Annotated in this window: 16 protein-coding genes; 4 read left to right on the top strand and 12 right to left on the bottom strand. The window is 70.3% G+C overall.

Annotated features, from left to right (window positions below):
- Nucleotides 1-78: 78 nt before the first annotated feature.
- From dxs to ngcE, 8 genes are all read right to left on the bottom strand, one after another.
- Entirely contained in the window at nt 79-1,998 is a 1,920-nt protein-coding gene (gene dxs, locus IE316_RS19160) for a 1-deoxy-D-xylulose-5-phosphate synthase (RefSeq protein WP_190205625.1), read from the bottom strand.
- 195 nt (nt 1,999-2,193) lie between these two features.
- On the bottom strand, nt 2,194-3,486 hold the full coding sequence (locus IE316_RS19155) for a sugar ABC transporter permease (protein ID WP_190205624.1): 1,293 nt from the start codon (nt 3,484-3,486) through the stop codon (nt 2,194-2,196).
- Entirely contained in the window at nt 3,483-4,274 is a 792-nt protein-coding gene (locus IE316_RS19150) for an ATP-binding cassette domain-containing protein (protein ID WP_190205623.1), read from the bottom strand. Before IE316_RS19150 ends, IE316_RS19155 begins: the two co-directional genes overlap by 4 nt.
- A 179-nt stretch (nt 4,275-4,453) precedes the next feature.
- Entirely contained in the window at nt 4,454-5,557 is a 1,104-nt protein-coding gene (locus IE316_RS19145) for an ABC transporter substrate-binding protein (RefSeq protein WP_190205800.1), read from the bottom strand.
- A gap of 133 nt (nt 5,558-5,690) precedes the next feature.
- Nucleotides 5,691-6,902: an ROK family transcriptional regulator gene (locus tag IE316_RS19140; RefSeq protein WP_190205799.1), complete on the bottom strand. Its 1,212-nt coding sequence runs from the start codon at nt 6,900-6,902 to the stop codon at nt 5,691-5,693.
- Between the two features lie 185 nt (nt 6,903-7,087).
- Entirely contained in the window at nt 7,088-7,981 is an 894-nt protein-coding gene (locus tag IE316_RS19135) for a carbohydrate ABC transporter permease (RefSeq protein WP_190205622.1), read from the bottom strand.
- 2 nt (nt 7,982-7,983) lie between these two features.
- The gene (locus tag IE316_RS19130; RefSeq protein WP_190205621.1) at nt 7,984-8,910 is read right to left on the bottom strand and encodes a carbohydrate ABC transporter permease; all 927 of its coding nucleotides are present in this window, start codon (nt 8,908-8,910) and stop codon (nt 7,984-7,986) included.
- Between the two features lie 85 nt (nt 8,911-8,995).
- Nucleotides 8,996-10,462, bottom strand: coding sequence for an N-acetylglucosamine/diacetylchitobiose ABC transporter substrate-binding protein (gene ngcE / locus IE316_RS19125; RefSeq protein ID WP_190205620.1), 1,467 nt, complete (start codon nt 10,460-10,462; stop codon nt 8,996-8,998).
- 380 nt (nt 10,463-10,842) lie between these two features.
- On the opposite strand from ngcE, the gene IE316_RS19120 reads away from it, so the two are divergent.
- Nucleotides 10,843-14,646 carry a GH92 family glycosyl hydrolase gene (locus IE316_RS19120; RefSeq protein WP_190205619.1) on the top strand — a complete coding sequence of 1,268 codons (3,804 nt, stop codon included), beginning with the start codon at nt 10,843-10,845 and terminating at the stop codon, nt 14,644-14,646.
- Nucleotides 14,647-14,713: 67 nt separating this feature from the next.
- Here IE316_RS19120 and IE316_RS19115 read toward each other — a convergent pair whose 3' ends face one another.
- Complete coding sequence (locus IE316_RS19115) at nt 14,714-17,548, bottom strand: aconitate hydratase (RefSeq protein ID WP_308438935.1); 2,835 nt, start codon at nt 17,546-17,548, stop codon at nt 14,714-14,716.
- A gap of 432 nt (nt 17,549-17,980) precedes the next feature.
- Between IE316_RS19115 and IE316_RS19110 the strand changes: the two genes are divergently transcribed.
- Nucleotides 17,981-19,159 carry a Cmx/CmrA family chloramphenicol efflux MFS transporter gene (locus IE316_RS19110; protein WP_190205617.1) on the top strand — a complete coding sequence of 393 codons (1,179 nt, stop codon included), beginning with the start codon at nt 17,981-17,983 and terminating at the stop codon, nt 19,157-19,159.
- 195 nt (nt 19,160-19,354) lie between these two features.
- Here the strand turns inward: IE316_RS19110 and IE316_RS19105 are convergent, their stop codons facing one another.
- The 3 genes from IE316_RS19105 to IE316_RS19095 form a co-directional block, all read right to left on the bottom strand.
- A complete protein-coding gene (locus IE316_RS19105) occupies nt 19,355-19,831 on the bottom strand; it encodes a helix-turn-helix transcriptional regulator (RefSeq protein WP_190205616.1) in 477 nt (158 codons plus the stop codon).
- Nucleotides 19,832-19,894: 63 nt separating this feature from the next.
- On the bottom strand, nt 19,895-22,288 hold the full coding sequence (locus IE316_RS19100; protein ID WP_190205615.1) for an ATP-binding cassette domain-containing protein: 2,394 nt from the start codon (nt 22,286-22,288) through the stop codon (nt 19,895-19,897).
- Between the two features lie 181 nt (nt 22,289-22,469).
- Nucleotides 22,470-22,877, bottom strand: coding sequence for a VOC family protein (locus tag IE316_RS19095; protein WP_190205614.1), 408 nt, complete (start codon nt 22,875-22,877; stop codon nt 22,470-22,472).
- 249 nt (nt 22,878-23,126) lie between these two features.
- Here IE316_RS19095 and IE316_RS19090 point away from each other — a divergent pair, with 249 nt between their 5' ends.
- Complete coding sequence (locus IE316_RS19090; protein WP_190205613.1) at nt 23,127-23,324, top strand: DUF4236 domain-containing protein; 198 nt, start codon at nt 23,127-23,129, stop codon at nt 23,322-23,324.
- 64 nt (nt 23,325-23,388) lie between these two features.
- Nucleotides 23,389-24,918: a helix-turn-helix domain-containing protein gene (locus IE316_RS19085; protein ID WP_190205612.1), complete on the top strand. Its 1,530-nt coding sequence runs from the start codon at nt 23,389-23,391 to the stop codon at nt 24,916-24,918.
- The last annotated feature ends 13 nt before the right edge of the window (nt 24,919-24,931 follow it).

Below are 24,931 nucleotides of genomic sequence, written 5' to 3'. Positions count from 1 at the left end.
CCGGCGCGGGCGGACATCACGCCGATGGGCCGGTTCCGCCACTTCAACGAGTGGCGGAACCGGCCCATTGGCGGCACCTCAGTCGCGGGCGGCCTCCACCGGTGCGGCGGCCCGGTCGTAGCGGCCGTCGAGCTTGGCGACCAGGCCGGTGACCTGGCGGGCGATGTCCGGCGCGGTCAGTCCGATCTCGGCGAGCACCTCGGCGCGGGAGGCGTGGTCGAGGAAGCGCGGCGGGATGCCGAAGTCGCGCAGCGGTACGTCGACGCCGGCGTCCCGCAGGGCCTGGGCGATGGCCGAGCCGACACCGCCGACCCGGGAGTTGTCCTCGACGGTGACGACCACGCGGTGCCGCTCGGCGAGCGGGGCCAGGGCCTCGTCGACGGGCTTGACCCAGCGCGGGTCGACGACGGTGGTGGAGATGCCCTGCCGCTCCAGCAGGCCGGCCACCTCCAGGCACATCGGGGCGAGCGCGCCGACGGAGACCAGCAGTACGTCGGGCCGGTCGGTGCCGGCCTCGCGCAGCACGTCCATGCCGCCGACCCGGCCGACGGCGGGGACGGCGGGGCCGACGGCGCCCTTGGAGAAGCGGACCACGGTCGGGGCGTCGTCCACGGCGACGGCCTCCCGCAACTGGGCGCGGACCTGGTCGGCGTCGCGCGGGGCGGCCAGCCGCAGACCGGGGACGACCTGGAGGATCGACATGTCCCACATGCCGTTGTGCGAGGCGCCGTCGGTGCCGGTGATGCCCGCCCGGTCCAGGACGAAGGTGACGCCGCACTTGTGCAGGGCCACGTCCATCAGGACCTGGTCGAAGGCCCGGTTGAGGAAGGTGGCGTAGACGGCGAAGACCGGGTGGAGTCCGCCGTGGGCGAGGCCGGCGGCGGAGACGGCGCCGTGCTGCTCGGCGATGCCGACGTCGTAGACCCGGTCGGGGAAGCGCTTGGCGAACCGGTCCAGGCCGACCGGCTGGAGCATGGCGGCGGTGATGGCGACGATGTCCGGGCGCTCCTCGCCGAGCCGGACCATCTCCTCGCCGAAGACGGAGGTCCAGTCGGCGCCGGAGGTGGAGATCGGCAGGCCGGTGTCGGGGTGGATCTTGCCGACGGCGTGGAAGCGGTCGGCCTCGTCGGCGAGGGCGGGCTGGTAGCCGCGGCCCTTCTCGGTGAGGCAGTGCACGATGACCGGGCCGCCGAACCGCTTGGCACGGGTCAGCGCGGACTCCAGGGCCTCGATGTCGTGGCCGTCGATGGGGCCGACGTACTTCAGGCCCAGGTCCTCGAACATGCCCTGCGGGGCGATGAAGTCCTTCAGGCCCTTCTTGGCGCCGTGCAGGGTGTCGTAGAGCGGGCGGCCGACCACCGGGGTGCGCTCCAGGACCTCCTTGGTGCGGGCCAGGAAGCGCTCGTAGCCGTCGGTGGTGCGCAGGGTCGCCAGGTGGTTGGCGAGGCCGCCGATGGTCGGCGCGTAGGAGCGCTCGTTGTCGTTGACGACGATGACCAGGGGGCGGTCCTTGGCGGCGGCGATGTTGTTCAGCGCCTCCCAGGCCATGCCGCCGGTCAGGGCGCCGTCGCCGATCACCGCGACGACGTGGTCGTCCCGGTTCAGGACCTGGTTGGCCTTGGCGATGCCGTCGGCCCAGCCGAGGACGGTGGAGGCGTGGGAGTTCTCGATGACGTCGTGCTCGGACTCCGCCTGCGAGGGGTAGCCGGACAGGCCGCCCTTCATCTTCAGCCGGGAGAAGTCCTGCCGGCCGGTGAGCAGTTTGTGCACGTAGGACTGGTGGCCGGTGTCCCAGAGCACCTTGTCCCTGGGCGACTCGAAGACCCGGTGCAGGGCGAGGGTCAGCTCCACCACACCGAGGTTGGGGCCGAGGTGGCCGCCGGTCTTGGAGACGGCGTCGACGAGGAAGGTCCGGATCTCCCCGGCCAGCTCCTGAAGCTCCTCCAGGCTGAGCCGGTCCAGATCGCGCGGTCCCCCGATGCGGGTCAGCAGCGGCACCCGTGCCTCCTTGCAGTAGAGCTGTTCGAGCTGTTGCCGGGCCTGTCGAGTCTAATGTTCCGCCCCGGCGGCGCGTGTCCGGGCGGTGCGTCGTACGTCACGCGTTCGGCTCCGCCCGGTCACCGGCGGTGCCACGGCACGGCTGTGCCCGGCACCGCCATTGGTGCCGGGCACAGGTCTCGGGAAACGGCGTGGTCAGGCGCGGCCCGCCGTCTTCTGGGTCTTGCGGGTCACCGCGTCGATGACGACGGTCACCAGCAGCACCCCACCGGTGATCATGTACTGGACCGGCGAGGCGACGCCCTGGAGGGCGAGGCCGTACTGGATCGAGATGATGACCATCACACCGAGCAGCGCGTTCCAGGTGCGGCCGCGGCCGCCGAACAGCGAGGTGCCGCCGATCACCGCCGCGGCGATCGCGTTCATCAGCAGGTCGCCGGCGCCGGCGCCCTGGTTGGCCGAGGCGATCTTGGAGGCGATGAAGAGACCGCCGAGGGCGGCGAAGGTGCCGGAGATCGCGAAGACCGAGATGCGCACGGCGGTCACGTTGATACCGGCGCGGCGGGACGCCTCGACGCTGCCGCCGAGCGCGAAGACCTTGCGGCCGTAGGCGGTGCGGCGCAGCACGAAGTCGGTGAGCAGCAGCACCAGGACGAAGATCAGCACGGCCAGCGGCAGGCCCTTGTACTGGTTGAAGACGATCGCCACGGCGAAGGCCAGGACCGCCAGCAGCACGGTCCGCGCGATGATCTCGCTCAGCGGCCGGGACGGCACGCCCACGGCCTCCCGGCGGCGGTTGCCGAAGTAGGCGCTGAGGAAGTAGCCGGCCGTCACCACGACCGCGAGCCCGTAGGCGGCGGCGACATCGGAGAAGTAGTAGCTGGTCAGCTTGGCGACGACGCCCTCGGAGTCGAGGTTGATGGTGCCGTTGTCGCCGAGCACCTGGAGCATGAAGCCGTTCCAGAACAGCAGGCCGGCCAGGGTGACCGCGAAGGCCGGGACGCCGATCTTGGCGAAGAAGAAGCCGTGCAGCGCGCCGGCCACCGTGCCGGTGAGGATGGCCAGCACGAACGCCAGCCACTCGTTCATGCCCTGGTTGACGGCGAGCACCGCGAAGACGGCGCCGGCGACACCGCTGACCGAGCCGACCGACAGGTCGATCTCGCCGAGCAGCAGCACGAAGACGATGCCGACGGCGATCATGCCGGTGCCGACCATGGCCACCGACATGTCGGAGAGGTTGCCGGCGGTGAGGAAGTTGGAGTTCAGGCTCTGGAAGATCAGCCAGATGACCACCAGGCCCACGACCACGGGTATGGACCCCAGGTCGCCGGACTTCATCTTCCGCTTGAACTCGCCGAGGTAGCCGGCGAAGCCCTGCTCGCGCACGAGCAGCCGGGGGTCGACGACGGTCACGGCGGCGGAGGCGGCCTCCGGGTTCTCCACGGCGCTCTCGTCGGCGGGCGTGGAGGTCTTGTCGATGCTCACTTCTGGACCTCCCCAGTGGTGCGCGCCGCACGGCGGGTCACGGCGTTGTCCGTGGCGCCGGTGATGGCGGAGATGATCTCTTCCTGCGAGGTCGACTTGACCTCGAAGACGCCGTTGTTGCGGCCGAGGCGCAGCACGGCGACCTTGTCGGCCACGGCCTTGACGTCGGCCATGTTGTGGCTGATGAGGATGACGGCGTGGCCGCGCTCGCGCAGCCGCTCGACCAGGTCGAGGACCTGGGCGGTCTGCTCGACGCCGAGGGCGGCGGTCGGCTCGTCGAGGATGACGAGCTTGGGCTCGCCCAGCATGGAGCGGGCGATGGCCACCACCTGGCGCTGACCGCCGGAGAGCGAGGCGATCGGGATGCGGACGCTGGGGATGCGGATGGACAGCGTGTCCAGCAGCTCGCGGGAGCGGCGCTCCATCTCCACCTCGTCCAGGACCCCGCGCTTGCGGATCTCCCGGCCCAGGTAGAGGTTGCCGACCACGTCGATGTTGTCGCACAGCGCGAGGTCCTGGTAGACGGTCGCGATGCCCAGGTTCTGGGCGTCGTGCGGCTTGTTGATCGTGACGGCCTTGCCGTCCCACTCGATGGCGCCTTCATCGATGGGGTGCACGCCGGCGATCGTCTTGACCAGCGTGGACTTTCCGGCGCCGTTGTCGCCCACCAGGGCGACCACTTCACCGGCGTGGACCTCAAGCTCGACGTCGGTGAGCGCCTGGACGGCACCGAATCGCTTGGAGACCCCGCGCAACGCCAGCACGGGCGTAGCGGACACGTGAACCATCTCCTTCGCCGCCTGACCCGGCGGAAGGTAGTGCAGAAAGTTGGGGGTGGGCGGGGGGTGCCCGCCGGTGTTCCGTCCGGCGCCCCGCCTAGCTTGCGGGGCTGATGTGTGCGGGGCGCCGGAGGAGCTGGTGCGGCCTGCTCCCGTACGGGTCATGGGTACGGGAGGCGGGGGCGGCCTTAGCTGAGCTTGATCTTGTCGCAGGCGGACTTGTACTTGCCGCCGCAGATCTCGTCGATGGTGTAGATGCCGTCCTTGACGACGGTGTCCTTGATGTTGTCCTGGGTCAGCGAGACGACCGGGACGAGGACGGACGGGACGCCCTTGGTGGTGGGGCTGTCGACCGTGTCCTTGGCGATGGAGTCGAGCGACTTGCCCTGGGCGAGGGCGACGGCCATCTCCGCGGCGACGTCCGCCTCCTGCGGGTAGGGCTTGTAGACGCTCATGTACTGCTCGCCGGTGACGATGCGCTGCACGCCGTTGAGCTCGGCGTCCTGGCCGGTGACCGGGATGTCGTCGATGCCGGCCGCCTTCAGGGCGGTGATGATGCCGCCCGCCATGCCGTCGTTGGCGGAGTAGACGCCGACGATCTTGTCCTTGCCGAGGGCGGAGATGGCGCCCTCCATGTTGGCGTTGGCGTTCTCCGGCTTCCACTCCTTGGTGTCGTACTCGCGGCCGATCTTGACCTTGCCGTCGAGCACGGAGTGGGCGCCGTCCTTGAACTGCTTGGCGTTCGGGTCGGTGGCCGAGCCGTTCATCATGACGATCTGGCCGTCCTTGGCCTTGTCGCCGAGGGCCTCCAGGAGGGCCTCGCCCTGGGTCTTGCCGACCGTCACGTTGTCGAACGAGGTGTAGGCGTCGATCGGGCCCTCGGCCAGGCGGTCGTAGGCCACGACCTTGATGCCGGCCTCCTTGGCCTTCTTCACCGAGCCCGCGATGGCCTTGGAGTCCACCGCGTCCACGATCAGCACGTCGACCTTGTTGGTCACCATCGTGTCGACCTGCTGGTTCTGCAGGCTGGCGTCCTGCTTGGCGTTGGCGTAGACGACCTTGCCCTTGTTGTTCGTCAGCTCCTTGACCTTCTTCTCGATCAAGGGCTTGTCGAACTTCTCGTAACGAGCGGTCTGGTTCTCCGGCAGCAGCAGGCCGACCTTGATGGCGTCGCCCTTCTTGGCGGCCGAGTCCGAGGACTTGTCGCCGTCGCCGGACTCCTTGGCGCTGCCACAGGCGGCGAGCGAGACGGCCATCGCGGTGGCGGCAACGGCTACGGCGGCACGACGCATACGCGTGTTCACTTCAGAAACCTCCCTGACGAGGCCGCGTCGTTGCGGCCGAGGTGGCTGGAAGTCAACTCGGCCGCACGTGCGACGTCAAGAAGTAAATCCTTAACGAGATGGCAACGGTGCCATCCGTTCTCTAAGTGAAGGCGGGGGTGGCGGTGGGCAGCGAGCCCGTCGCACTACCGTCGAGAAGGGTCGAATCGCCCATCTCGCTCAGCGCCAGGGCGAGCGCGCCGAGCACCTCGGCACGGCCGCCAAGTGCCCCGGGGAGCACGGAGAGTTGACGCGCCGCGCTGGGGATGGCGTACCGGCCCACGGACTCCCGGATGGGGCCCAGCACCAGCTCCCCCGCCTCCGCCAGATCGCCGCCGAGCACGACCCGGCTGGGGTTCAGCAGGTTGCAGAGATTGGCGACGCCGCTGCCGATGTGCCGGCCGACGTCGGCGATCACCCGGCGGCACCCGGGGTCGCCGTCCCGGGCCAGCCGGACCACGCCCTCCATGGTCAGCTCGGTGCCGTGGCTGGGCTGGAGCAGCGGCAGGACGTAGCGCGCCGCCGTGAAGGTCTCCAGGCAGCCGCGGTTGCCGCAGCGGCAGACCGGGCCGGCCTCGTCCAGGGTGATGTGCCCGATCTCGCCCGCCGTGCCGCCGGGCCCCCGGTAGATCTTCCCGGCGATCACCAGGCCGGCCCCGACACCGCTGGCGACCTTGATGTACGCCAGGTCCCGCACCCCCCGGCCGCTCCCCCAGACCAGCTCGCCCAGGGCGCCGAGGTTGGCGTCGTTGTCCACGTGCACCGGCACGCCGAGCCGCCCCCGCAGCTCCTCGGCGGGCCGGGTGCCGCCCCAGCCGGGCAGGATCGCGGTCGAGCCCAGCGTCCCGGACTCCACGTCGATCGGGCCGGGCACGCCCAGCCCCACCCCGGCCAGCTTGGCGGGGTCGACGCCGGTCACCTCGATCAGCCGTTTGACCAGTTCCTCGGCCCGGTCGAAGCCCTCGGTCGCGGAGGCGTCCACGTCCAGCGGCTCGGACTCCTCGGCCAGCACCTGGTGGGCGAGGTTGCCGACCGCGACCCGCAGATGGGTGTGGCCGAAGTCCACCCCGATCACGATGCCGGCGTCCCCGCTCAGCGAGACGCTGCGGGCCCGCCGGCCGCCCGCCGAGGTGGGCGTGACCTCGACCGTGCCGCCGTCCTTCAGCTCCCGCACGATGTTGGAGACGGTCGCCGCGGAGAGTCCCGTCGTCCTCGCGATCTCCGCCTGCGTCAGCGATCCGGCCAGCCGTACGGCTCGTACCACCCGCTCCAGGTTGGCTCGGTGCAGCGACGACTGCGACCCCGGAGTCTCCACGACGACCTCCTGCGCGCGGGACCGCTTCGATGAGGTCCCGTCCATGTCCAACTAGTGAACTCTAAGCTGAGCCGTTCGGGTCGCCTCCCGTCAAGAGGTTGAACCGCATCCGGGTACCCGGCTCCGGACAGCCGTGTGCCGCCCCCGAGGCATCGGGAGCGGCACACCGGGCCGGCGTCAAGGGGTTACTTCAAGGCACCCGCCGTCAGCCCCTGGACCACCTGCCGCTGGAAGATCACGTACGCCGCCAGCACCGGCAGCATCGCCATCACCAGGCCCGCGAAGAGGCCCGACCAGTCCCCCTTGTACCCCTGGCTGACGGCGAGCTGCACCAGGCCCTGGGTGAGGACGCGCTTGTCCGGGTCGGTGTTCAGCACCGTGGGCAGCATGTACTGGTTCCACTGCCCCAGGAAGTTGAAGATGCCGACGCTGATCAGGCCGGGCTTGGCCATCGGCAGCATGATCTGGAAGAACGTCCGGGTGTGCGAGGCCCCGTCCACGAACGCCGCCTCCGCGATCGAGGTCGGCAGGGTCCGGAAGAAGGCGGTCAGGAAGAACACCGTGAACGGCAGCGAGTAGGCGATGTAGACCAGGATCAGCCCGTGGATGGTGTTGAGCAGCCCCATGTTGTTCACCACGTAGAACAGCGGGACCAGCGCGAGCATGATCGGGAAGCTCATGCCGCCGACGAACAGGTAGTAGACGAACCGGTTGCCCGGGAAGTCGAAGCGGGCCAGTACGTAGGCCGCCATCGAGCCGAGCACCAGGGTGCCGATCAGCGAACCCCCCACCACCAGGACCGTGTTGAGGAAGTAGTCGCTCATGTTGGCCTCGGTCCAGGCCCGCGACCAGTTGTCGAAGTGCAGCTTGTCCGGCAGCGACCAGGGCGAGCGGAAGATCGAGGCGTCGTCCTTGAAGGAGGTCATCACCGCCCACACCAGCGGCAGCACGACCATGACCGCCCACAGGACGAGCATGCCGTGCGAGAACACGTTGAGGGTGGTGCCCTCCTTGGCCGGCCGTGCGGGGGCCGGCCGCTCCTTCACCGGAGCCGGAGCGGGAGCGTCGGTCGTCTTCATCCTCAGTACTCCAGCCGCTCGCGCCGGCCCAGCCTCATCACCAGCGCCGCGAAGGCCAGCGTGACGACGAGCAGGGCGACGCCGATGGTCGTGGCATAGGCGGCCTGGCCGTCACGGAACGCCTTCTGGTACACGTACAGGACCATGACGGTGGTCGAGTAGTCGGGGCCGCCCGGCCCGGTCGTCATGATCTGCACGACCGCGAAGGACTCGGCGCCCAGCGCCAGGATGCCCATGTAGACCCAGCCGGACTGCACGGTGTCCCACAGCAGCGGCAGGGTGACCCGGAAGAAGGTGACCGCCCGGCCCGCCCCGTCCAGCAGCGCGGCCTCGTACAGGTCGGCCGGGATGGAGGCCATGCCGGCCGAGAACAGCACCACGAAGAAGCCGACCGTGGACCACACCAGCACCCCCGTCACGCACCACAGCGCCAGGTCCGGGTCCCCCAGCCACAGCGGCTGCACCCCGTCCAGCCCGATGCCGCGCAGCAGGGAGTTGATCGCCCCGCTGTCCGGGTTGTACGCGAACTGGAACAGCAGGGCCACGATGGCGATGGAGAGCACCTGCGGGAAGAAGTAGACGATCTTGTAGAAGGCGGAGCCGCGGACCCCGGTGATCACCGGGCCGCCCCGGCGGTGCCGGCCGCCCACGTTGATCATGAACGACAGGAACAGCGCCAGGCCGAGCGTCACCAGGGGCACCAGCAGCGCGAACAGCACGCTGTGCCACAGCGACTTCCAGAAGATGTCGTCGTCGAGCATCCGCGAGTAGTTGTCGAAGCCGACCATCTTGAAGTCGGGGCTCAGCCCGGTCCAGTCCGTGAACGAGTAATAGATGGACTGGACGAACGGCCAGACGACGAAGAGCGCGTACACCCCCAGCGGCAGCGCCAGGAACCCCACGATGAACCGGTACTTGCCGTGCTGCATTGCTACCGACCCCGATCTGCGCGCGGTCCGCGCCACCGGGGCCCGGCCGGCCTGTCCGCGCCGGCCGGGCCCCGCCGGCGCTCCCTCACTGGTGCTTGTAGTGCTTGATCGACGAGTCCTTGGCGGCCTCGTCGGCGTACGCCTGGATCTTCTTGACGGCCTCGGCCGGGGTGAGCCGGCCGGCCATCATCTCGCCCAGGCCGCCGACGCCGATCTGCTCCTTCTGGAGCTTGACGTACCAGTCCTGGATGCGCGGGTTCACCACGTTGTCGCCGGCCAGGTCCAGGGCCTCGACGCCGGACTTCAGGCCGGGGGTCAGTTCGATGCCGTCGGTGCCGCCGTTGAACGCGGTCAGCGACTTCACCTTGGCGGTGAAGTTCTTCGAGGACGCCTCGCCGAGCATGATCCGCAACTGCTCCATGCCGCCGGTGCCGTTCTTCGCCTTGGCGGGCACCACGAAGGGCTCGCCGCCGGAGGCCCAGATGGTGCCGAACGGCAGCTTGTCGGAGGAGTCCAGGCCGGTCGGCGCGGCGACGGCGAGGTCGAAGTCGGCGGGGATGACCTTCGCCGACTCGTTCTCCACCCAGGAGCCGTTGGGCAGGAACAGGGCGTCGCCCTTGGCCCAGGCGGTCTGCGACTGGATGTGGTCCAGGCCGGGGGTGCCCTTGAGGACGTACCCCTTGCGGTACAGCTCGTAGTACGCCTCGAAACACGCCTTGACCGCCGGGTGCTTCCAGGCGTTCGGCTCCAGGTTGTCGATGGCGTCCAGCACCTCGGCGCCGCCGACCTTGGCGATCATCGGGTAGAGCGAGAAGGGGATGTAGTACGGGTACTTGCCCGCGTACGTCCAGCCCGCCATGCCCTTCTTCTTGGCCTTGGCGCAGACCGCGAGCATCTCGTCCCAGGTCTTCGGGTACTCCGCGTCCAGCGAGTCCAGCGCCTTGCGCGAGTACCAGACGCCGTACACGGTGTAGGCGTAGTACAGGATCCACACCTTGTCGCCGTCGAACTGGCCCATCTCCACGATGCCGGGGCGCAGGGTGTCGCGGACCTTCTTGGCCGGGTCGTCGTAGGAGGGCGCGTCGAGCAGCGGGGTGAGGTCGGCGAGCTGGTTCTTGCCGACCAGGACGCCCATGTCCATCTGCTCGGCGCCGGAGTTGTCGATGAGGTCCGGCGGGGTGCCCTGGTTGAAACGGGGCTGGAGGGTGGACTGGATCTTCTGGGTGGCGGAGAACTTCACCGTCGCCTTGGGGAAGTTCTTCTGGTAGATCTTCACCGCGTCCTCGGCGTACTCCTTGCCGAAACCGCCGTCGAAGAGGACGAATTCCATCTGGGCGCTGTTGTTGACGCCCAGGGGATTCTTGGCGGTCTTCTCGCCCGCCTCCGCTTTGTCCTGGTCGTCACCGCCGCCGCCGCTGGCGCAGGCGGACAGGAAACTCATCGTGGGGACCGAGATCAGACCGAGCGCGGCCGACCTCTTGATCAGATCGCGGCGGCCGACGCCGGTGGGGCCGTGGTGCTCGGCGGACTTCTCGGCGGACGTGGATCCCATGCTCAAGTCCTCGCCTTCTCCAGGACTCAGGCGGTGAACCGGATCATCCGTCCCGGCACCGCGATCGGGTCGAGCTGGTTCGTGCAGGCAGTGCGGATCGTACGTACGGGCCCGGTACTGAGGATCTCCCGGTGGCCGACAGGTATAGTCCACTTTCCGCCAGCGGAGCAAGATCGAACGCAAGGTTGGCCATGGGTCTTTTCCGAGTTGAGACCTGACGGACATATGTGTGGCGGAAGTGCCGTCGGCCGGAAGAATTGCCGACATCGCCCCTGAACACCGTCGTCAACACCTTGACATCCCCTGCCACTTGCCCCACTACTGGACCTTGCGCACAGGAATTGACAACGTTGTCCAGCGCGCAGGGAGGGTTCTCGACCATGCAGCGCAGCACTCGGCACAGATGGGGTCCGGCGGTCGTGCTGACGACCGCCTTCGCACTGGCGGCCGGCTCACAGGGCGCGGCGGTCGCCGTGCCGCGGGCGCCCGCCGCGCCGGCCAAGGAGTTCTCGTCCTCGTTCGAGGCGGACGATCCGGCCCCGGACTGGCTCAGCACCGTCGACACCGCGCCGGGCGGCGGCAAGCGCGCCTCCGGCGTCGACGGCGGCTACAGCACCGGCATCCCGGGCAACATCTCCGACCATGTCACGGACGTCCGGGCGAGCGGGGAGAACACCGGTGCCGGCGAGGTGAAGGAGAACCTGGTCGACACCGAGCCCGCCACCAAATGGCTGACCTTCGCCCCCACCGGCTGGGTCGAGTTCGACCTGGACGCCCCGGCCGGGGTGACCCGGTACGCGCTCACCTCCGCCAACGACCACGCCGAACGCGACCCGGTGGACTGGACGCTGAAGGGGTCGGCGGACGGCGAGGACTGGACCACCGTGGACACCCGCTCCGGGCAGTCCTTCGCCGAGCGGTTCCAGACCAGGACGTACGACCTCGCCGAGACGGCCGAATTCCGGCACTTCCGGCTGGAGTTCACCCGGAACGCCGGGGCGGGCGACGCCCTCCAGCTCGCCGATGTGCAGTTCTCCACCGGCGGCGACGACACCCCCGTCCCCGCGGACATGCTCTCCCTGGTCGACAAGGGCCCCACCGGCTCCCCCACGGCCAAGGCGGGCGCCGGCTTCACCGGCAAGCGGGCGCTGCGCTACGCGGGCCGGCACACCGCCGACGGGCGGGCCTACTCGTACAACAAGGTGTTCGACGTCGATGTGAAGGTCGACCGCCGTACCGAACTCTCCTACAAGATCTTCCCGTCGATGGCCGACGGCGACCTCGACTACGACGCCACCAACGTCGCCGTCGACCTCGCCTTCACCGACGGCACCTACCTCAGCGACCTCGGCGCGACCGACAGCCACGGCTTCCCGCTGACGCCGCGCGGGCAGGGCGCCTCGAAGGTGCTGTACGTCAACCAGTGGAACGCCGTGGAGTCCAGCATCGGCTCGGTCGCGGCCGGCAAGACCGTCGACCGCATCCTCGTCGGGTACGACTCCCCCAAGGGCCCGGCGAAGTTCCGGGGCTGGCTGGACGACGTGTCGCTCACCCGGGCCGAGCCCGAGCGGCCCGCGGCCCACCTCTCCGACTACGCGCTGACCACCCGGGGCACCAACTCCAGCGGCGGTTTCTCGCGCGGCAACAACTTCCCCGCGACGGCTGTCCCGCACGGCTTCAACTTCTGGACGCCGGTGACCAACGCCGGTTCGCTGAGCTGGCTGTACGACTACGCCCGCGGCAACAACGCGGACAACCTGCCGACGATCCAGGCGTTCAGCGCCAGCCACGAGCCCAGTCCCTGGATGGGCGACCGGCAGACCTTCCAGGTGATGCCGTCGGCCGCGGCCGGCGCCCCGGAGACCGGCCGGGAGGCCCGCGAGCTGCCGTTCCGGCACGAGAACGAGACCGCGCGGCCCTACTACTACGGGGTCACGTTCGAGAACGGCCTGAAGGCCGAGATGGCGCCGACCGACCACGCGGCCATGCTCCGCTTCACCTACCCCGGCGACGACGCGAGCGTGGTCTTCGACAACGTCACCGACCAGGCGGGCCTGACCCTGGACCGGGAGAACGGCACCTTCACCGGCTACTCGGACGTGAAGTCCGGCCTGTCGACCGGCGCGACCCGGCTCTTCGTCTACGGCGAGTTCGACAAGAAGGTCACCGGCGGCGACTCCAGCGGCGTCAAGGGCCATCTGCGCTTCGACGCGGGCGACGACCGCACGGTGACGCTGAGGCTGGCGACCTCGCTGATCAGCGTCGACCAGGCCGAGGACAACCTGCGCCAGGAGATCGCGGCGGGCGCCTCCTTCGAGAAGGTGAAGGGGGACGCCCGCAAGCAGTGGGACCGGCTGCTCGGCAAGGTCGAGGTCGAGGGCGCGACCCGGGACCAGTTGACCACGCTCTACTCCAGCCTGTACCGGCTCTACCTGTACCCGAACGCGGGCCACGAGAAGGTCGACGGCGTCTACCAGTACGCCTCGCCGTTCCGGAAGATGCCGCGGCAGGACACCGCCACGCACACCGGCGCGGAGATCGTCGACGGCAAGGTGTACGTCAACAACGGCTTCTGGGACACCTACCGGACGACCTGGCCGGCGTACTCCTTCCTCACCCCGGCGCAGGCCGGTGAGCTGGTGGACGGGTTCGTGCAGCACTACAAGGACGGCGGCTGGACCTCGCGCTGGTCCTCCCCCGGCTACGCGGACCTGATGACCGGCACCTCCAGCGACGTCGCCTTCGCCGACGCGTACGTCAAGGGCGTCGATTTCGACGCCGAGGCGGCGTACGACGCGGCGGTGAAGAACGCCACCGTGGTGCCGCCCTCCTCCGGGGTGGGCCGCAAGGGCATGGAGACCTCGCCGTTCCTCGGCTACACCTCCACCGAGACCCACGAGGGACTGTCCTGGGCGCTGGAGGGCTACCTCAACGACTACGGCATCGCCAAGATGGGCGAGAAGCTCTACCGGGAGACCGGCGAGAAGCGGTACAAGGAGGAGTCGGCGTACTTCCTCAACCGCGCCCAGGACTACGTCAACCTGTTCGACGCGAAGGCGGGCTTCTTCCAGGGCAAGGACGCGTCCGGCAAGTGGCGCGTGGAGTCGGAGAAGTACGACCCGCGGGTGTGGGGCTACGACTACACCGAGACCAACGGCTGGGGCTACGCCTTCACCGCCCCGCAGGACAGCCGGGGCCTGGCCAACCTCTACGGCGGTCGCTCCGGCCTCGCCGACAAGCTGGACGAGTACCTCGCCACCCCGGAGACGGCCGGCGCCGAGTTCGTCGGCTCCTACGGCGGCGTCATCCACGAGATGACCGAGGCACGGGACGTCCGGATGGGCATGTACGGGCACTCCAACCAGGTCGCCCACCACGCCCTGTACATGTACGACGCGGCCGGGCAGCCGTACAAGACGCAGCGGAACGTGCGGGAGGTGCTCTCCCGGCTCTACACCGGCAGCGAGATCGGGCAGGGCTACCACGGCGACGAGGACAACGGCGAGCAGTCGGCCTGGTTCCTCTTCTCCGCGCTGGGCTTCTACCCGCTGGTGATGGGCAGCGGCGAATACGCCATCGGCTCCCCGCTGTTCACCAAGGCCACCGTCCACCTGGAGAACGGGCGGGACCTGGTCGTCAAGGCGCCGAAGAACTCCGCGAAGAACGTGTACGTGCGGGGGCTGAAGGTCAACGGCCGGTCCTGGAACTCCACGTCCCTGCCGCACTCGCTGATCGCCCGGGGCGGGGTGCTGGAGTTCGACATGGCCGCGCGGCCCTCCTCGTGGGGCACGGGCAGGAACGCGGCGCCCGTGTCGATCACCCAGGACGACGAGGTGCCGGCGCCGCGCAAGGACGCCCTGTCCGGTGACGGCGCCCTCTTCGACGACACCTCGGCGACGGAGGCGGCCGTGACCTCGGTGGACCTGCCGGTGGCCGAGGGGACCAAGGCGGTGCAGTACACGCTGACCTCCCCGAAGGACCGCGCCTCGGCGCCCACCGGCTGGAAGCTCCAGGGCTCGGCCGACGGCACGACATGGCGGACGCTGGACGAACGCTCCGGCCAGTCCTTCGCCTGGGACCGGCAGACCCGCGCGTTCTCGGTACGGACACCGGGGGCGTACGCGAAGTACCGGCTGGTCCTCGACGGTGAGCACACGCTGGCGGAGGTGGAACTGCTGGGCTGACCCGCGCAGGGAGAAGGGCCGCACCCCCGTCGCCGGGAGTGCGGCCCTTCGCCGTGGTGCGTGCCGCTTACTTGCGGATCAGGCTGCGCAGGACGTACTGCATGATGCCGCCGTTGCGGTAGTAGTCCGCCTCGCCGGGGGTGTCGATGCGGACGACCGCGTCGAACTCGACGCCGGTGTCGGTGGTGACCTTCACCGTGCGCGGGGTGGTGCCCTCGTTCAGCTCGGTGACGCCGGTGATGGAGAAGGTCTCCTCGCCGGTCAGGCCGAGGGAGGCGGCGGACTGGCCCTCCGGGAACTGGAGCGGGAGGACGCCCATGCCGATGAGGTTGGAGCGGTGGATGCGCTCGTAGGACTCGGCGATGACGGCCTTGACGCCGAGGAGCGCGGTGCCCTTGGCGGCCCAGTCGCGGGACGAGCCGGAGCCGTACTCCTTGCCGGCCAGGACGACCAGCGGGATGCCGGCGGCCTGGTAGTTCTGCGAGGCGTCGTAGATGAAGGAGACCGGGCCGCCGTCCTGGGTGAAGTCCCGGGTGTAGCCGCCCTCGGTGCCCGGCGCGATCTGGTTGCGCAGGCGGATGTTGGCGAACGTGCCGCGGATCATGACCTCGTGGTTGCCGCGGCGCGAGCCGTAGCTGTTGAAGTCGCGGCGCTCCACGCCGTGCTCCGTGAGGTACTTGCCGGCCGGGGTGTCGGCCTTGATGGCGCCGGCCGGGGAGATGTGGTCGGTGGTGACCGAGTCGCCCAGCTTGGCCAGGACGCGGGCGCCCGTGATGTCGGAGACCGGGGTGGTCTCCATCGTCATGCCCTCGAAGTACGGGGGCTTGCGGACGTAGGTGGACTCCGCGTCCCACTCGAAGGTGTCGCCGGTCGGGACGGGCAGCGCCTGCCACTGGGCGTCGCCGGCGAAGACGTCGGAGTAGGACTTGGCGAACATGTCCTCGCCGATGGCGTTGGCCACCACCTCGTTGACCTCGGCCTCGGTGGGCCAGATGTCCTTGAGGAAGACCGGGTTGCCGTCCTGGTCGGTGCCCAGGGCGTCGCGGGTGATGTCCACCTTCATGGAACCGGCGATCGCGTAGGCGACGACCAGCGGCGGGGACGCCAGGTAGTTCATCTTGACGTCGGGGTTGATCCGGCCCTCGAAGTTCCGGTTGCCGGAGAGGACCGAGGTGACGGCGAGGTCGTGGTCGTTGACGGCCTGGGAGACCTCGTCCGGCAGCGGGCCGGAGTTGCCGATGCAGGTGGTGCAGCCGTAGCCGACGAGGTTGAAGCCGACCTTGTCGAGGTAGGGGGTCAGGCCCGCCTTCTCGAAGTAGTCGGTGACGACCTTGGAGCCCGGGGCGAGGGTGGTCTTGACCCACGGCTTGCGGGTCAGGCCCTTCTCGACCGCCTTCTTCGCGACGAGGGCGGCGGCCACCATCACGTACGGGTTGGAGGTGTTGGTGCAGGAGGTGATGGCCGCGACCGTCACCGCGCCGTGGTCCAGCTCGTAGGAGGTGCCGTCGGGGGCGGTGACGCGCACCGGGTTGGACGGGCCGGAGCCGGCGACGACGGCGGAGTGCTGCGGGGCGCCGGCGCCGTTGTCGTCGCTGCCGTAGGCCGGGGCGTCGGAGGCCGGGAAGGACTCGGCGGACGCCTCGTCGACCGGGGACTGCACGCCGTGCGGCTGCTCCTGCTGCGGGACGCCGGCCTTGCGGTCGTCGCCGCCGGTCACCCCGGCGTCGACGTAGTTGAGCACGTCGGCGGCGAACTGCTCGGCGGCGCGGGACAGCTCGATGCGGTCCTGCGGGCGCTTCGGGCCGGCGATGGACGGCACGACGGTGGAGAGGTCCAGCTCCAGCTTCTCGGAGAAGTCCGGCTCGGCCGCCGGGTCCAGCCAGAGGCCCTGCTCCTTGGCGTACGCCTCGACCAGGGCGACCTGCTGGTCGCTGCGGCCGGTCAGGCGCAGGTAGTTCAGCGTCTCGTCGTCGATCGGGAAGATGGCGGCGGTGGAGCCGAACTCCGGGGACATGTTGCCGATGGTGGCGCGGTTGGCCAGGCTGGTGGCGGCCACGCCCTCGCCGTAGAACTCGACGAACTTGCCGACGACGCCGTGCTCGCGCAGCATCTCGGTGATCGTGAGGACCAGGTCGGTGGCGGTGGTGCCGGGCTGCAGCTCGCCGGTGAGCTTGAAGCCGACCACGCGCGGGATCAGCATGGAGACCGGCTGGCCGAGCATCGCGGCCTCGGCCTCGATGCCGCCGACGCCCCAGCCGAGTACGCCCAGGCCGTTGACCATGGTGGTGTGCGAGTCGGTGCCGACCAGGGTGTCGGGGTACGCCTTGCCGTCGCGGATCATCACGACGCGGGCCAGGTGCTCGATGTTGACCTGGTGGACGATGCCGGTGCCGGGCGGGACGACCTTGAAGTCGTCGAAGGCGGTCTGGCCCCAGCGCAGGAACTGGTAGCGCTCCTTGTTGCGGCCGTACTCCAGGTCGACGTTCTGCTTGAAGGCGTCGGCGGTGCCGAACTTGTCGGCGATGACGGAGTGGTCGATGACCAGCTCGGCCGGGGAGAGCGGGTTGACCTTCGCCGGGTCGCCGCCCAGCTCCTTGACGGCCTCACGCATGGTGGCGAGGTCCACCACGCAGGGCACGCCGGTGAAGTCCTGCATGATCACGCGGGCGGGCGTGAACTGGATCTCCTGCGACGGCTGGGCCTGGGAGTCCCAGGAGCCGAGGGCGCGGATGTGGTCGGCGGTGATGTTCGCGCCGTCCTCGGTGCGGAGGAGGTTCTCCAGCAGCACCTTCAGGCTGTAGGGAAGGCGCGCGGAGCCCTCGACCTTGTCCAGCCGGAAGATCTCGTACGACTCGTCGCCCACCTGCAGCGTGCTGCGGGCGTCGAAGCTGTTCGCCGACACGACAGTCTCCTTCATTCATGTGCGCGTACCACCGCATCCTGCCGCCACGCCGCCCTGGCCGATCCGCTGAGGTAAGGCTAAGTTAGGCTTCCCTTACCAGGGTGGCGACCGCGGTACGCCTCGGCAGATATCTCGATGTCGAGATAACTCTAGTACATGGGGGCGTCCTGGTCATGCCCGCACCCCGCCGATACAAGCCGATGCCGGGGGAACCGGGGTGCCTCGACGCGCGCCGGTCGGGTAGCGTGCGGGCCATGTCGAGCCCCGAGTCGGACGAGGTGGGGGCTTACGGTCACGCCGTCAGCCCCCTGAACCACTGAGCTCCTGACCCTGCCGTCGCGCCGCGTTCCGCGGCCGGGCGGGTGTGCCCCTGGGGCTGGCCGCGGTGACGAGACGACCTTCTCGTGCCTCTCCTCACCTCGGAGCCACTCGATGCCTCTCCCGCTGTACCTGCTCGCCCTGGCGGTCTTCGCCATGGGCACCTCGGAGTTCATGCTCGCCGGCCTGGTGCCGGACATCGCCTCGGAGCTCGACGTCACCGTCGGGACGGCGGGCGTGCTCACCTCGGCCTTCGCGGTCGGCATGGTCGTCGGCGCGCCCCTGGTGGCCGCGCTGGCCCGCGACCGGCCCAGGCGCGCCGGCCTTCTGGGGTTCGTCCTCGCTTTCGCGGCGGCCCACGCGGTGGGCGCCCTCACCACCAGCTTCCCGGTCCTGTTCGCCACCCGGGTCGTCGCCGCGCTCGCGAACGCGGGGTTCCTCGCCGTCGCTCTGACAACTGCCGCCACGCTGGTCCCGCCCGGCAAGAAGGGACGTGCGCTGGCCGTACTGCTGTCGGGCACGACGGTGGCCACGATCGCCGGTGTCCCCGGCGGGTCGGTACTCGGCGCGCTGCTCGGCTGGCGGGCCGCCTTCTGGGCCGTCGCCGCGCTCTGCCTGCCGGCGGCTCTCGGCATCCTGAAGGGGATCCCCGCGGGACGGGCGACGGCGGGGGCGACGGACGGGCCGGCCCTGCGAGCGGAGCTGGCCCGGCTCGCCCGGCCGCGGCTGCTCGTGGTGATGCTGCTCGGCGCGCTGGTGAACGCGGCGACCTTCGCGAGCTTCACCTTCCTCGCCCCGGTGGTGACCGGCACCGCCGGGCTGGACGAGCTGTGGGTCCCCGTCGCGCTGGTGCTCTTCGGTGCCGGTTCCTTCGCCGGCGTCACCGTCGCCGGCCGGCTGTCCGACCGGCGTCCCGGTCCGGTCGTCGCGGTCGCCGGTCCGCTGCTGCTCCTCGGCTGGCCGGCCCTGGCCGTGCTGGCCCACCGGCCGGTCGCCCTGCTCGCCCTCGTGTTCGTGCAGGGCGCGCTGTCGTTCGCGCTGGGCAGCACGCTGATCACCCGGGTCCTCTACGAAGCGGCCGGAGCCCCCACCATGGCCGGCTCGTACGCCACCGCGGCCCTCAACATCGGCGCCGCCGCCGGCCCCCTCATCGGCGCGGCCACGCTCCGTACCGAGGTCGGGGCCCTGGGGCCGCTGTGGGCGAGCGGACTGCTCGTCGCCGCCGCGCTGCTCATCGCGTTTCCCCTGCGCTCGGTGGTCACGGCCGGCCGGGGCGCCGAGGTGCTGCGGTGACAGCGGGGGCCGGGGTGGCGGGGTGCTGCGGTGACAGCGGGCGGTCGCAGCTCCGAGGTGCTGCGGTGACAGCGGGCGGTCGCAGCTCCAAGGTGCTCCGGTGACAGCGGGCGGCCGGGGGGGGCGCCGGTCCGGTCCGGGCCGGGCGGCCGGGGATCACGGTCCGGTCCGGGGCGGGCGGTCGGGGATCGCCGGTCAGGTTCGGGCGGGCGACCGGGGGGCGCCGGTCCGGTCCGGGGCGGGCGGCCGGGGGTCCTTGGTGCGGACCGGGCGGGTGACCTGCTTGGCCACGCACGACGGGATGCCCTCCGTGGCGTCGGCGGCCAGTTGCCGGTAGGTGCTGGGGGGCATCCCGACCAGTTCGGTGAAGCGGGTGCTGAAGGTGCCGAGCGAGGCGCAGCCCACCTCGAAGCAGACCTCGGTGACGCTGAGGTCGCCGCGGCGCAGCAGCGCCATCGCCCGCTCGATCCGCCGGGTCATGAGGTACGAGTACGGCGACTCGCCGTAGGCGGCGCGGAAGGCGCGGCTGAGGTGCCCGGCCGACATGTGCTCGCCCCGGGCGAGTGCCTCGACGTCGAGCGGGCGGGCGTACTCGCGGTCGATGCGGTCCCGGACCCGGCGCAGCCGCGCCAGGTCCTTCAGCCGCTGTTCCTGGGTGGGTCTGCTCGTCACCCGACCGATCGTACGGCGGCCCGCTGACACCCGCCCGGGACCGTCGGGCGCCCGACCGGACCGTCAGGCCCCGCTCGCCCCCACGTACGCCGCCAGGTGTTCGCCGGTGAGGGTGGAGCGGGCGGCGACCAGGTCGGCCGGGGTGCCCTCGAAGACGACCCGGCCGCCGTCGTGGCCGGCGCCGGGGCCGAGGTCGATGATCCAGTCGGCGTGGGCCATCACGGCCTGGTGGTGCTCGATGACGACGACCGACTTGCCGGCGTCCACCAGCCGGTCGAGCAGGCCGAGCAACTGCTCGACATCGGCGAGGTGGAGGCCGGTGGTCGGCTCGTCGAGGACGTAGAGCCCGCCCTTGTCGCCCATGTGCGTGGCGAGCTTCAGCCGCTGCCGCTCGCCGCCGGAGAGGGTGGTGAGCGGCTGGCCGAGGCTGAGGTAGCCGAGCCCCACGTCGGCGAGCCGCTGGAGGATCCGGTGCGCGGCCGGGGTGCGGGCCTCGCCGGCGGAGAAGAACTCCTCGGCCTCGGTCACCGGCATCGCCAGCACCTCGCTGATGTTCCGGCCGCCGAGCCGGTGCTCCAGGACCGACGCCTGGAAGCGGCGGCCCTCGCACTCCTCGCAGGTGGTGGCGACGCCCGCCATCATCGCCAGGTCGGTGAAGACCACCCCGGCGCCGTTGCAGGCCGGGCAGGCGCCCTCGGAGTTGGGGCTGAACAGGGCGGGCTTGGCGCCGCTGGCCTTGGCGAACGCCTTGCGGATCGGGTCCAGCAGCCCGGTGTAGGTGGCCGGGTTGGAGCGCCGGGAGCCGCGGATCGGGCTCTGGTCGACGAAGACCACGTTCTCGTCGGCCGGGATCGAGCCGTGCACCAGCGAACTCTTGCCGGAGCCCGCCACGCCGGTGACGACCACCAGGGTGCCGAGCGGTATGTCGACGTCGACGTCGCGCAGGTTGTTCGCCGAGGCGCCGCGGATCTCCAGGGCCCCGGTGGGCTTGCGGACCTCCTCCTTCAGCGCGGCCCGGTCGTCGAGGTGCCGGCCGGTGACGGTGCCGGAGGCGCGCAGACCGGCGACGGTGCCCTCGAAGCAGACGGTGCCGCCGGCCGTGCCCGCGCCGGGGCCGAGGTCCACGACGTGGTCGGCGACGGCGATCGTCTCCGGCTTGTGCTCGACCACGAGGACGGTGTTGCCCTTGTCCCGCAGGCGCAGCAGCAGCTCGTTCATGCGCTGGATGTCGTGCGGGTGCAGTCCGATGGTGGGCTCGTCGAAGACGTACGTGACATCGGTGAGGGCGGAGCCGAGGTGGCGGATCATCTTGACGCGCTGGGCCTCGCCGCCCGAGAGGGTGCCGGCCGGCCGGTCCAGGGAGAGGTAGCCGAGGCCGATCTCCACGAAGGACTCCAGGGTCCCCCGGAGCGCGGTGAGCAGCGGGGCCACGGAGGGCTCGTCGAGTCCGCGGACCCACTCGGCGAGGTCCCGGATCTCCATCGCGCAGGCGTCGGCGATGGAGATGCCCGCGATCTTCGAGGCCCGGACCGCCTCGGTGAGCCGGGTGCCGTCGCAGTCGGGGCAGGTGGTGAAGGTGACCGCGCGCTCCACGAAGGCGCGGATGTGCGGTTGCAGGGCCTCCTTGTCCTTGGCCAGGAAGGACTTCTGGATCTTGGGGATCAGGCCCTCGTAGGTGAGGTTGACGCCGTTGACCTTGACCTTGGTGGGTTCGCCGTAGAGGAAGTCCCGCATCTCCTTCTCGGTGAACTCGCGGATCGGCTTGTTCGGGTCGAGGAAGCCGGACTGGGCGTAGACCCCGACCGTCCAGACGCTGTCCGACTTCCAGCCGGGGATGGTGAACGCGCCCTCGGCGATCGACTTGGAGTCGTCGTAGAGCTGGGTGAGGTCGATGTCGGAGACGCTGCCGCGGCCCTCGCAGCGCACGCACATGCCGCCGGTGCGGTTGAACGTCACCTTCTCGGTCTTCGTCTTCTCGGCGCCCCGCTCCACCCGGAAGCCGCCGCTCGCGGAGACCGTGGCGACGTTGAAGGAGTACGCGCCGGGCGGGCCGACGTGCGGTTCGGCGAGCCGGCTGAACAGGATGCGCAGCAGGGCGTTGGTGTCGGTGGCGGTGCCGACCGTGGAGCGGGGGTCGGCGCCCATCCGCTGCTGGTCGACGATGATCGCGGTGGTCAGCCCCTCCAGCAGGTCGGCCTCGGGCCGGGCCAGCGTCGGCATGAAGCCCTGTACGAAGGCGCTGTACGTCTCGTTGATCATCCGCTGGGACTCGGCGGCGATGGTGTCGAAGACCAGGGAGCTCTTGCCCGAGCCGGAGACCCCGGTGAAGACCGTCAGCCGCCGCTTGGGGATCTCGACACTGACGTCCTTCAGGTTGTTCTCCCGCGCCCCGTGCACCCGGATCAGGTCATGGCTGTCGGCGGGGTGCGGGGCGGGCGAGGGGGTGTCCGTGGTCATCGTCTCTCCCTAACTGCGGCATGCCTGTGGCGCCGTCGGGCTGGTTCGGAGCGGCCATGAGGATATGCGCGGTCCGCGGGGGCCGGCCGGGTATTTCCGCGGTTACGGCCGGTGGCGGGGCCCGGGTACGGGCCCGGCCGGTGGCGGCGGGGCGCGGGTACGGGGTCCCGGCCGGCGTGGGTCAGGTCAGTTCCTGGACGCGGACCATGTTGCCCGCGGGGTCCCGGAAGGCGCAGTCACGGACGCCGTACGGCTGCTGCGTCGGCTCCTGGACCACCTCGGCGGTGGCCTGCACCCGCTCGAAGACGCCGTCGAGATCGTGGGTGGCCAGGACGATGCTCGCGTAGGTGCCCTTGGCCATCATCTCGGCGATGGTGCGGCGCTCGTCGTCGGTGATGCCGGGGTCGGCGGCCGGGGGGTGCAGCACGATGGAGGTGCCGGGCTGGCCGGGCGGGCCGACGGTGATCCAGCGCATCCCCTGGTAGCCGACGTCCTTGCGGACCTCGAAGCCGAGGGTGTCGCGGTAGAACGCCAGGGCGGCCTCGGGGTCGTCCTGCGGCAGGAAGGCGGTGTGAATGGTGATGTCCATGGCCGTCACGCTAATCGCGGCGCCGGACCCGTGCTTCTTGATTCCTGACCGGTCCGGACCGGGAATCCCGAACCGGCCCCGACCGGGATTCCCGACCGGTCCCGACCGGGGTTCCCGACCGGTCCAGACCGGGATTCCCGACCGGTCCCGACCGGGATTCCGGACCCGCCCGGCCATCACCGCGCCCGTGCGGGGTAAGCGAGTTGGGCCGGGACCGACCGGCCCGGCTCGTCCCGCCAAGGAGGCACGATGCCCCTCACGTTCCGCAAGAGCTTCCGGATATTGCCGGGGGTGCGGCTGAACATCAACAAGCGGTCCTGGTCGATCACCACCGGGGGCAGCAGCGGTCCCCGGCACACCCACAGCAGCACCGGACGCCGTACGACGTCGATGGATCTGCCCGGCCCCTTCGGCTGGCGGCGCACCCGTTCGGCCGGACGGCGTTGACGGGCTGTCACTCGAACAGACCCCCCGAGAGGCGCCATCTCATATCTGAGATAGCCTCGACCTCATGGCAGACGACTACCTCGTACGCATCGGCAAGCTCATCCGTGACGCCCGGCAGCACCGCGGCTGGACGCAGTCGCAGCTCGCGGAGGCGCTCGGCACCAGTCAGAGCGCCGTCAACCGCATCGAGCGCGGCAACCAGAACATCAGCCTTGAGATGATCGCCCGGATCGGCGAAGCGCTGGACAGTGAGATCGTCTCCCTGGGCTACGCGGGCCCGATGCATCTGCGGGTGGTGGGCGGCCGGCGCCTGTCGGGGGCCATCGACGTCAAGACGAGCAAGAACGCGTGCGTGGCGCTGCTGTGCGCCTCGCTGCTCAACAAGGGGCGCACGGTGCTGCGCCGGGTCGCCCGGATCGAGGAGGTGTACCGCCTCCTGGAGGTGCTCAACTCCATCGGTGTGCGCACCCGTTGGATCAACGACGGCGTGGACCTGGAGATCGTGCCGCCGGCCGAGTTGGACATGGCGGCGATCGACGCCGAGGCCGCGGTGCGCACCCGGTCGATCATCATGTTCCTGGGCCCGCTGCTGCACCGCATGGACCGCTTCAAGCTGCCCTACGCCGGCGGCTGCGACCTGGGCACCCGCACCATCGAGCCGCACATGATCGCGCTGCGCCGGTTCGGCCTGGACGTGGCGGCGACGGAGGGCCAGTACCACGCGGTGGTGGACCGCTCGGTCCGCCCGGACCGCCCGATCGTGCTGACCGAGCGGGGCGACACGGTCACCGAGAACGCGCTGCTGGCCGCCGCCCGGCACGACGGCGTCACCGTCATCCGCAACGCCTCCTCCAACTACATGGTCCAGGACCTGTGCTTCTTCCTGGAGGCGCTCGGCGTCCAGGTCGAGGGCATCGGCACCACCACCCTCACCGTGCACGGCGTGCCGGTCATCGACGTGGACGTGGACTACTCCCCCTCCGAGGACCCGGTCGAGGCGATGAGCCTGCTGGCCGCCGCGGTGGTCACGGAGTCGGAGCTGACGGTCCGCCGGGTGCCGATCGAGTTCCTGGAGATCGAGCTGGCGGTCCTGGAGGAGATGGGCCTGGACCACGACCGCACGCCCGAGTACGTCGCCGACAACGGCCGTACCCGGCTGGTGGACCTGACCGTGCGCCCCTCCAAGCTGGAGGCGCCCATCGACAAGATCCACCCGATGCCGTTCCCCGGCCTGAACATCGACAACGTGCCGTTCTTCGCGGCCATCGCCGCCTCCGCGCAGGGCCAGACCCTCATCCACGACTGGGTCTACGACAACCGCGCCATCTACCTCACCGACCTCAACCGCCTCGGTGGCCGGCTCCAGTTGCTGGACCCGCACCGGGTGCTGGTCGAGGGCCCCACCCGCTGGCGCGCGGCCGAGATGATGTGCCCGCCGGCCCTCCGCCCGGCCGTCGTCGTCCTGCTGGCGATGATGGCCGCCGAGGGCACGTCGGTGCTGCGCAACGTCTATGTCATCAACCGGGGTTACGAGGACCTCGCCGAGCGTCTGAACTCGGTGGGGGCGCAGATCGAGACGTTCCGGGACATCTGAGCGGTGGCCCCCG

It is taken from the genome of Streptomyces fumanus (genome assembly GCF_014655295.1).
In the GTDB taxonomy this organism is placed as follows: Bacteria; Actinomycetota; Actinomycetes; order Streptomycetales; family Streptomycetaceae; genus Streptomyces; species Streptomyces fumanus.
The sequence above is the reverse complement of the archived record's forward strand: the minus strand, read 5'-3'. Positions and strand labels throughout refer to the sequence as shown.

Bases quoted from the DNA above. Each gene is read 5' to 3' on its own strand.
- IE316_RS19150 (WP_190205623.1), bottom strand. From the start codon at position 4,274: ATGGTTCACGTGTCCGCTACGCCCGTGCTGGCGTTGCGCGGGGTCTCC.
- IE316_RS19145 (WP_190205800.1), bottom strand. From the start codon at position 5,557: ATGCGTCGTGCCGCCGTAGCCGTTGCCGCCACCGCGATGGCCGTCTCG.
- IE316_RS19135 (WP_190205622.1), bottom strand. From the start codon at position 7,981: ATGAAGACGACCGACGCTCCCGCTCCGGCTCCGGTGAAGGAGCGGCCG.
- IE316_RS19130 (WP_190205621.1), bottom strand. From the start codon at position 8,910: ATGCAGCACGGCAAGTACCGGTTCATCGTGGGGTTCCTGGCGCTGCCG.
- ngcE (WP_190205620.1), bottom strand. From the start codon at position 10,462: ATGGGATCCACGTCCGCCGAGAAGTCCGCCGAGCACCACGGCCCCACC.
- IE316_RS19120 (WP_190205619.1), top strand. From the start codon at position 10,843: ATGCAGCGCAGCACTCGGCACAGATGGGGTCCGGCGGTCGTGCTGACG.
- IE316_RS19110 (WP_190205617.1), top strand. From the start codon at position 17,981: ATGCCTCTCCCGCTGTACCTGCTCGCCCTGGCGGTCTTCGCCATGGGC.
- IE316_RS19100 (WP_190205615.1), bottom strand. From the start codon at position 22,288: ATGACCACGGACACCCCCTCGCCCGCCCCGCACCCCGCCGACAGCCAT.
- IE316_RS19095 (WP_190205614.1), bottom strand. From the start codon at position 22,877: ATGGACATCACCATTCACACCGCCTTCCTGCCGCAGGACGACCCCGAG.
- IE316_RS19090 (WP_190205613.1), top strand. From the start codon at position 23,127: ATGCCCCTCACGTTCCGCAAGAGCTTCCGGATATTGCCGGGGGTGCGG.
- IE316_RS19085 (WP_190205612.1), top strand. From the start codon at position 23,389: ATGGCAGACGACTACCTCGTACGCATCGGCAAGCTCATCCGTGACGCC.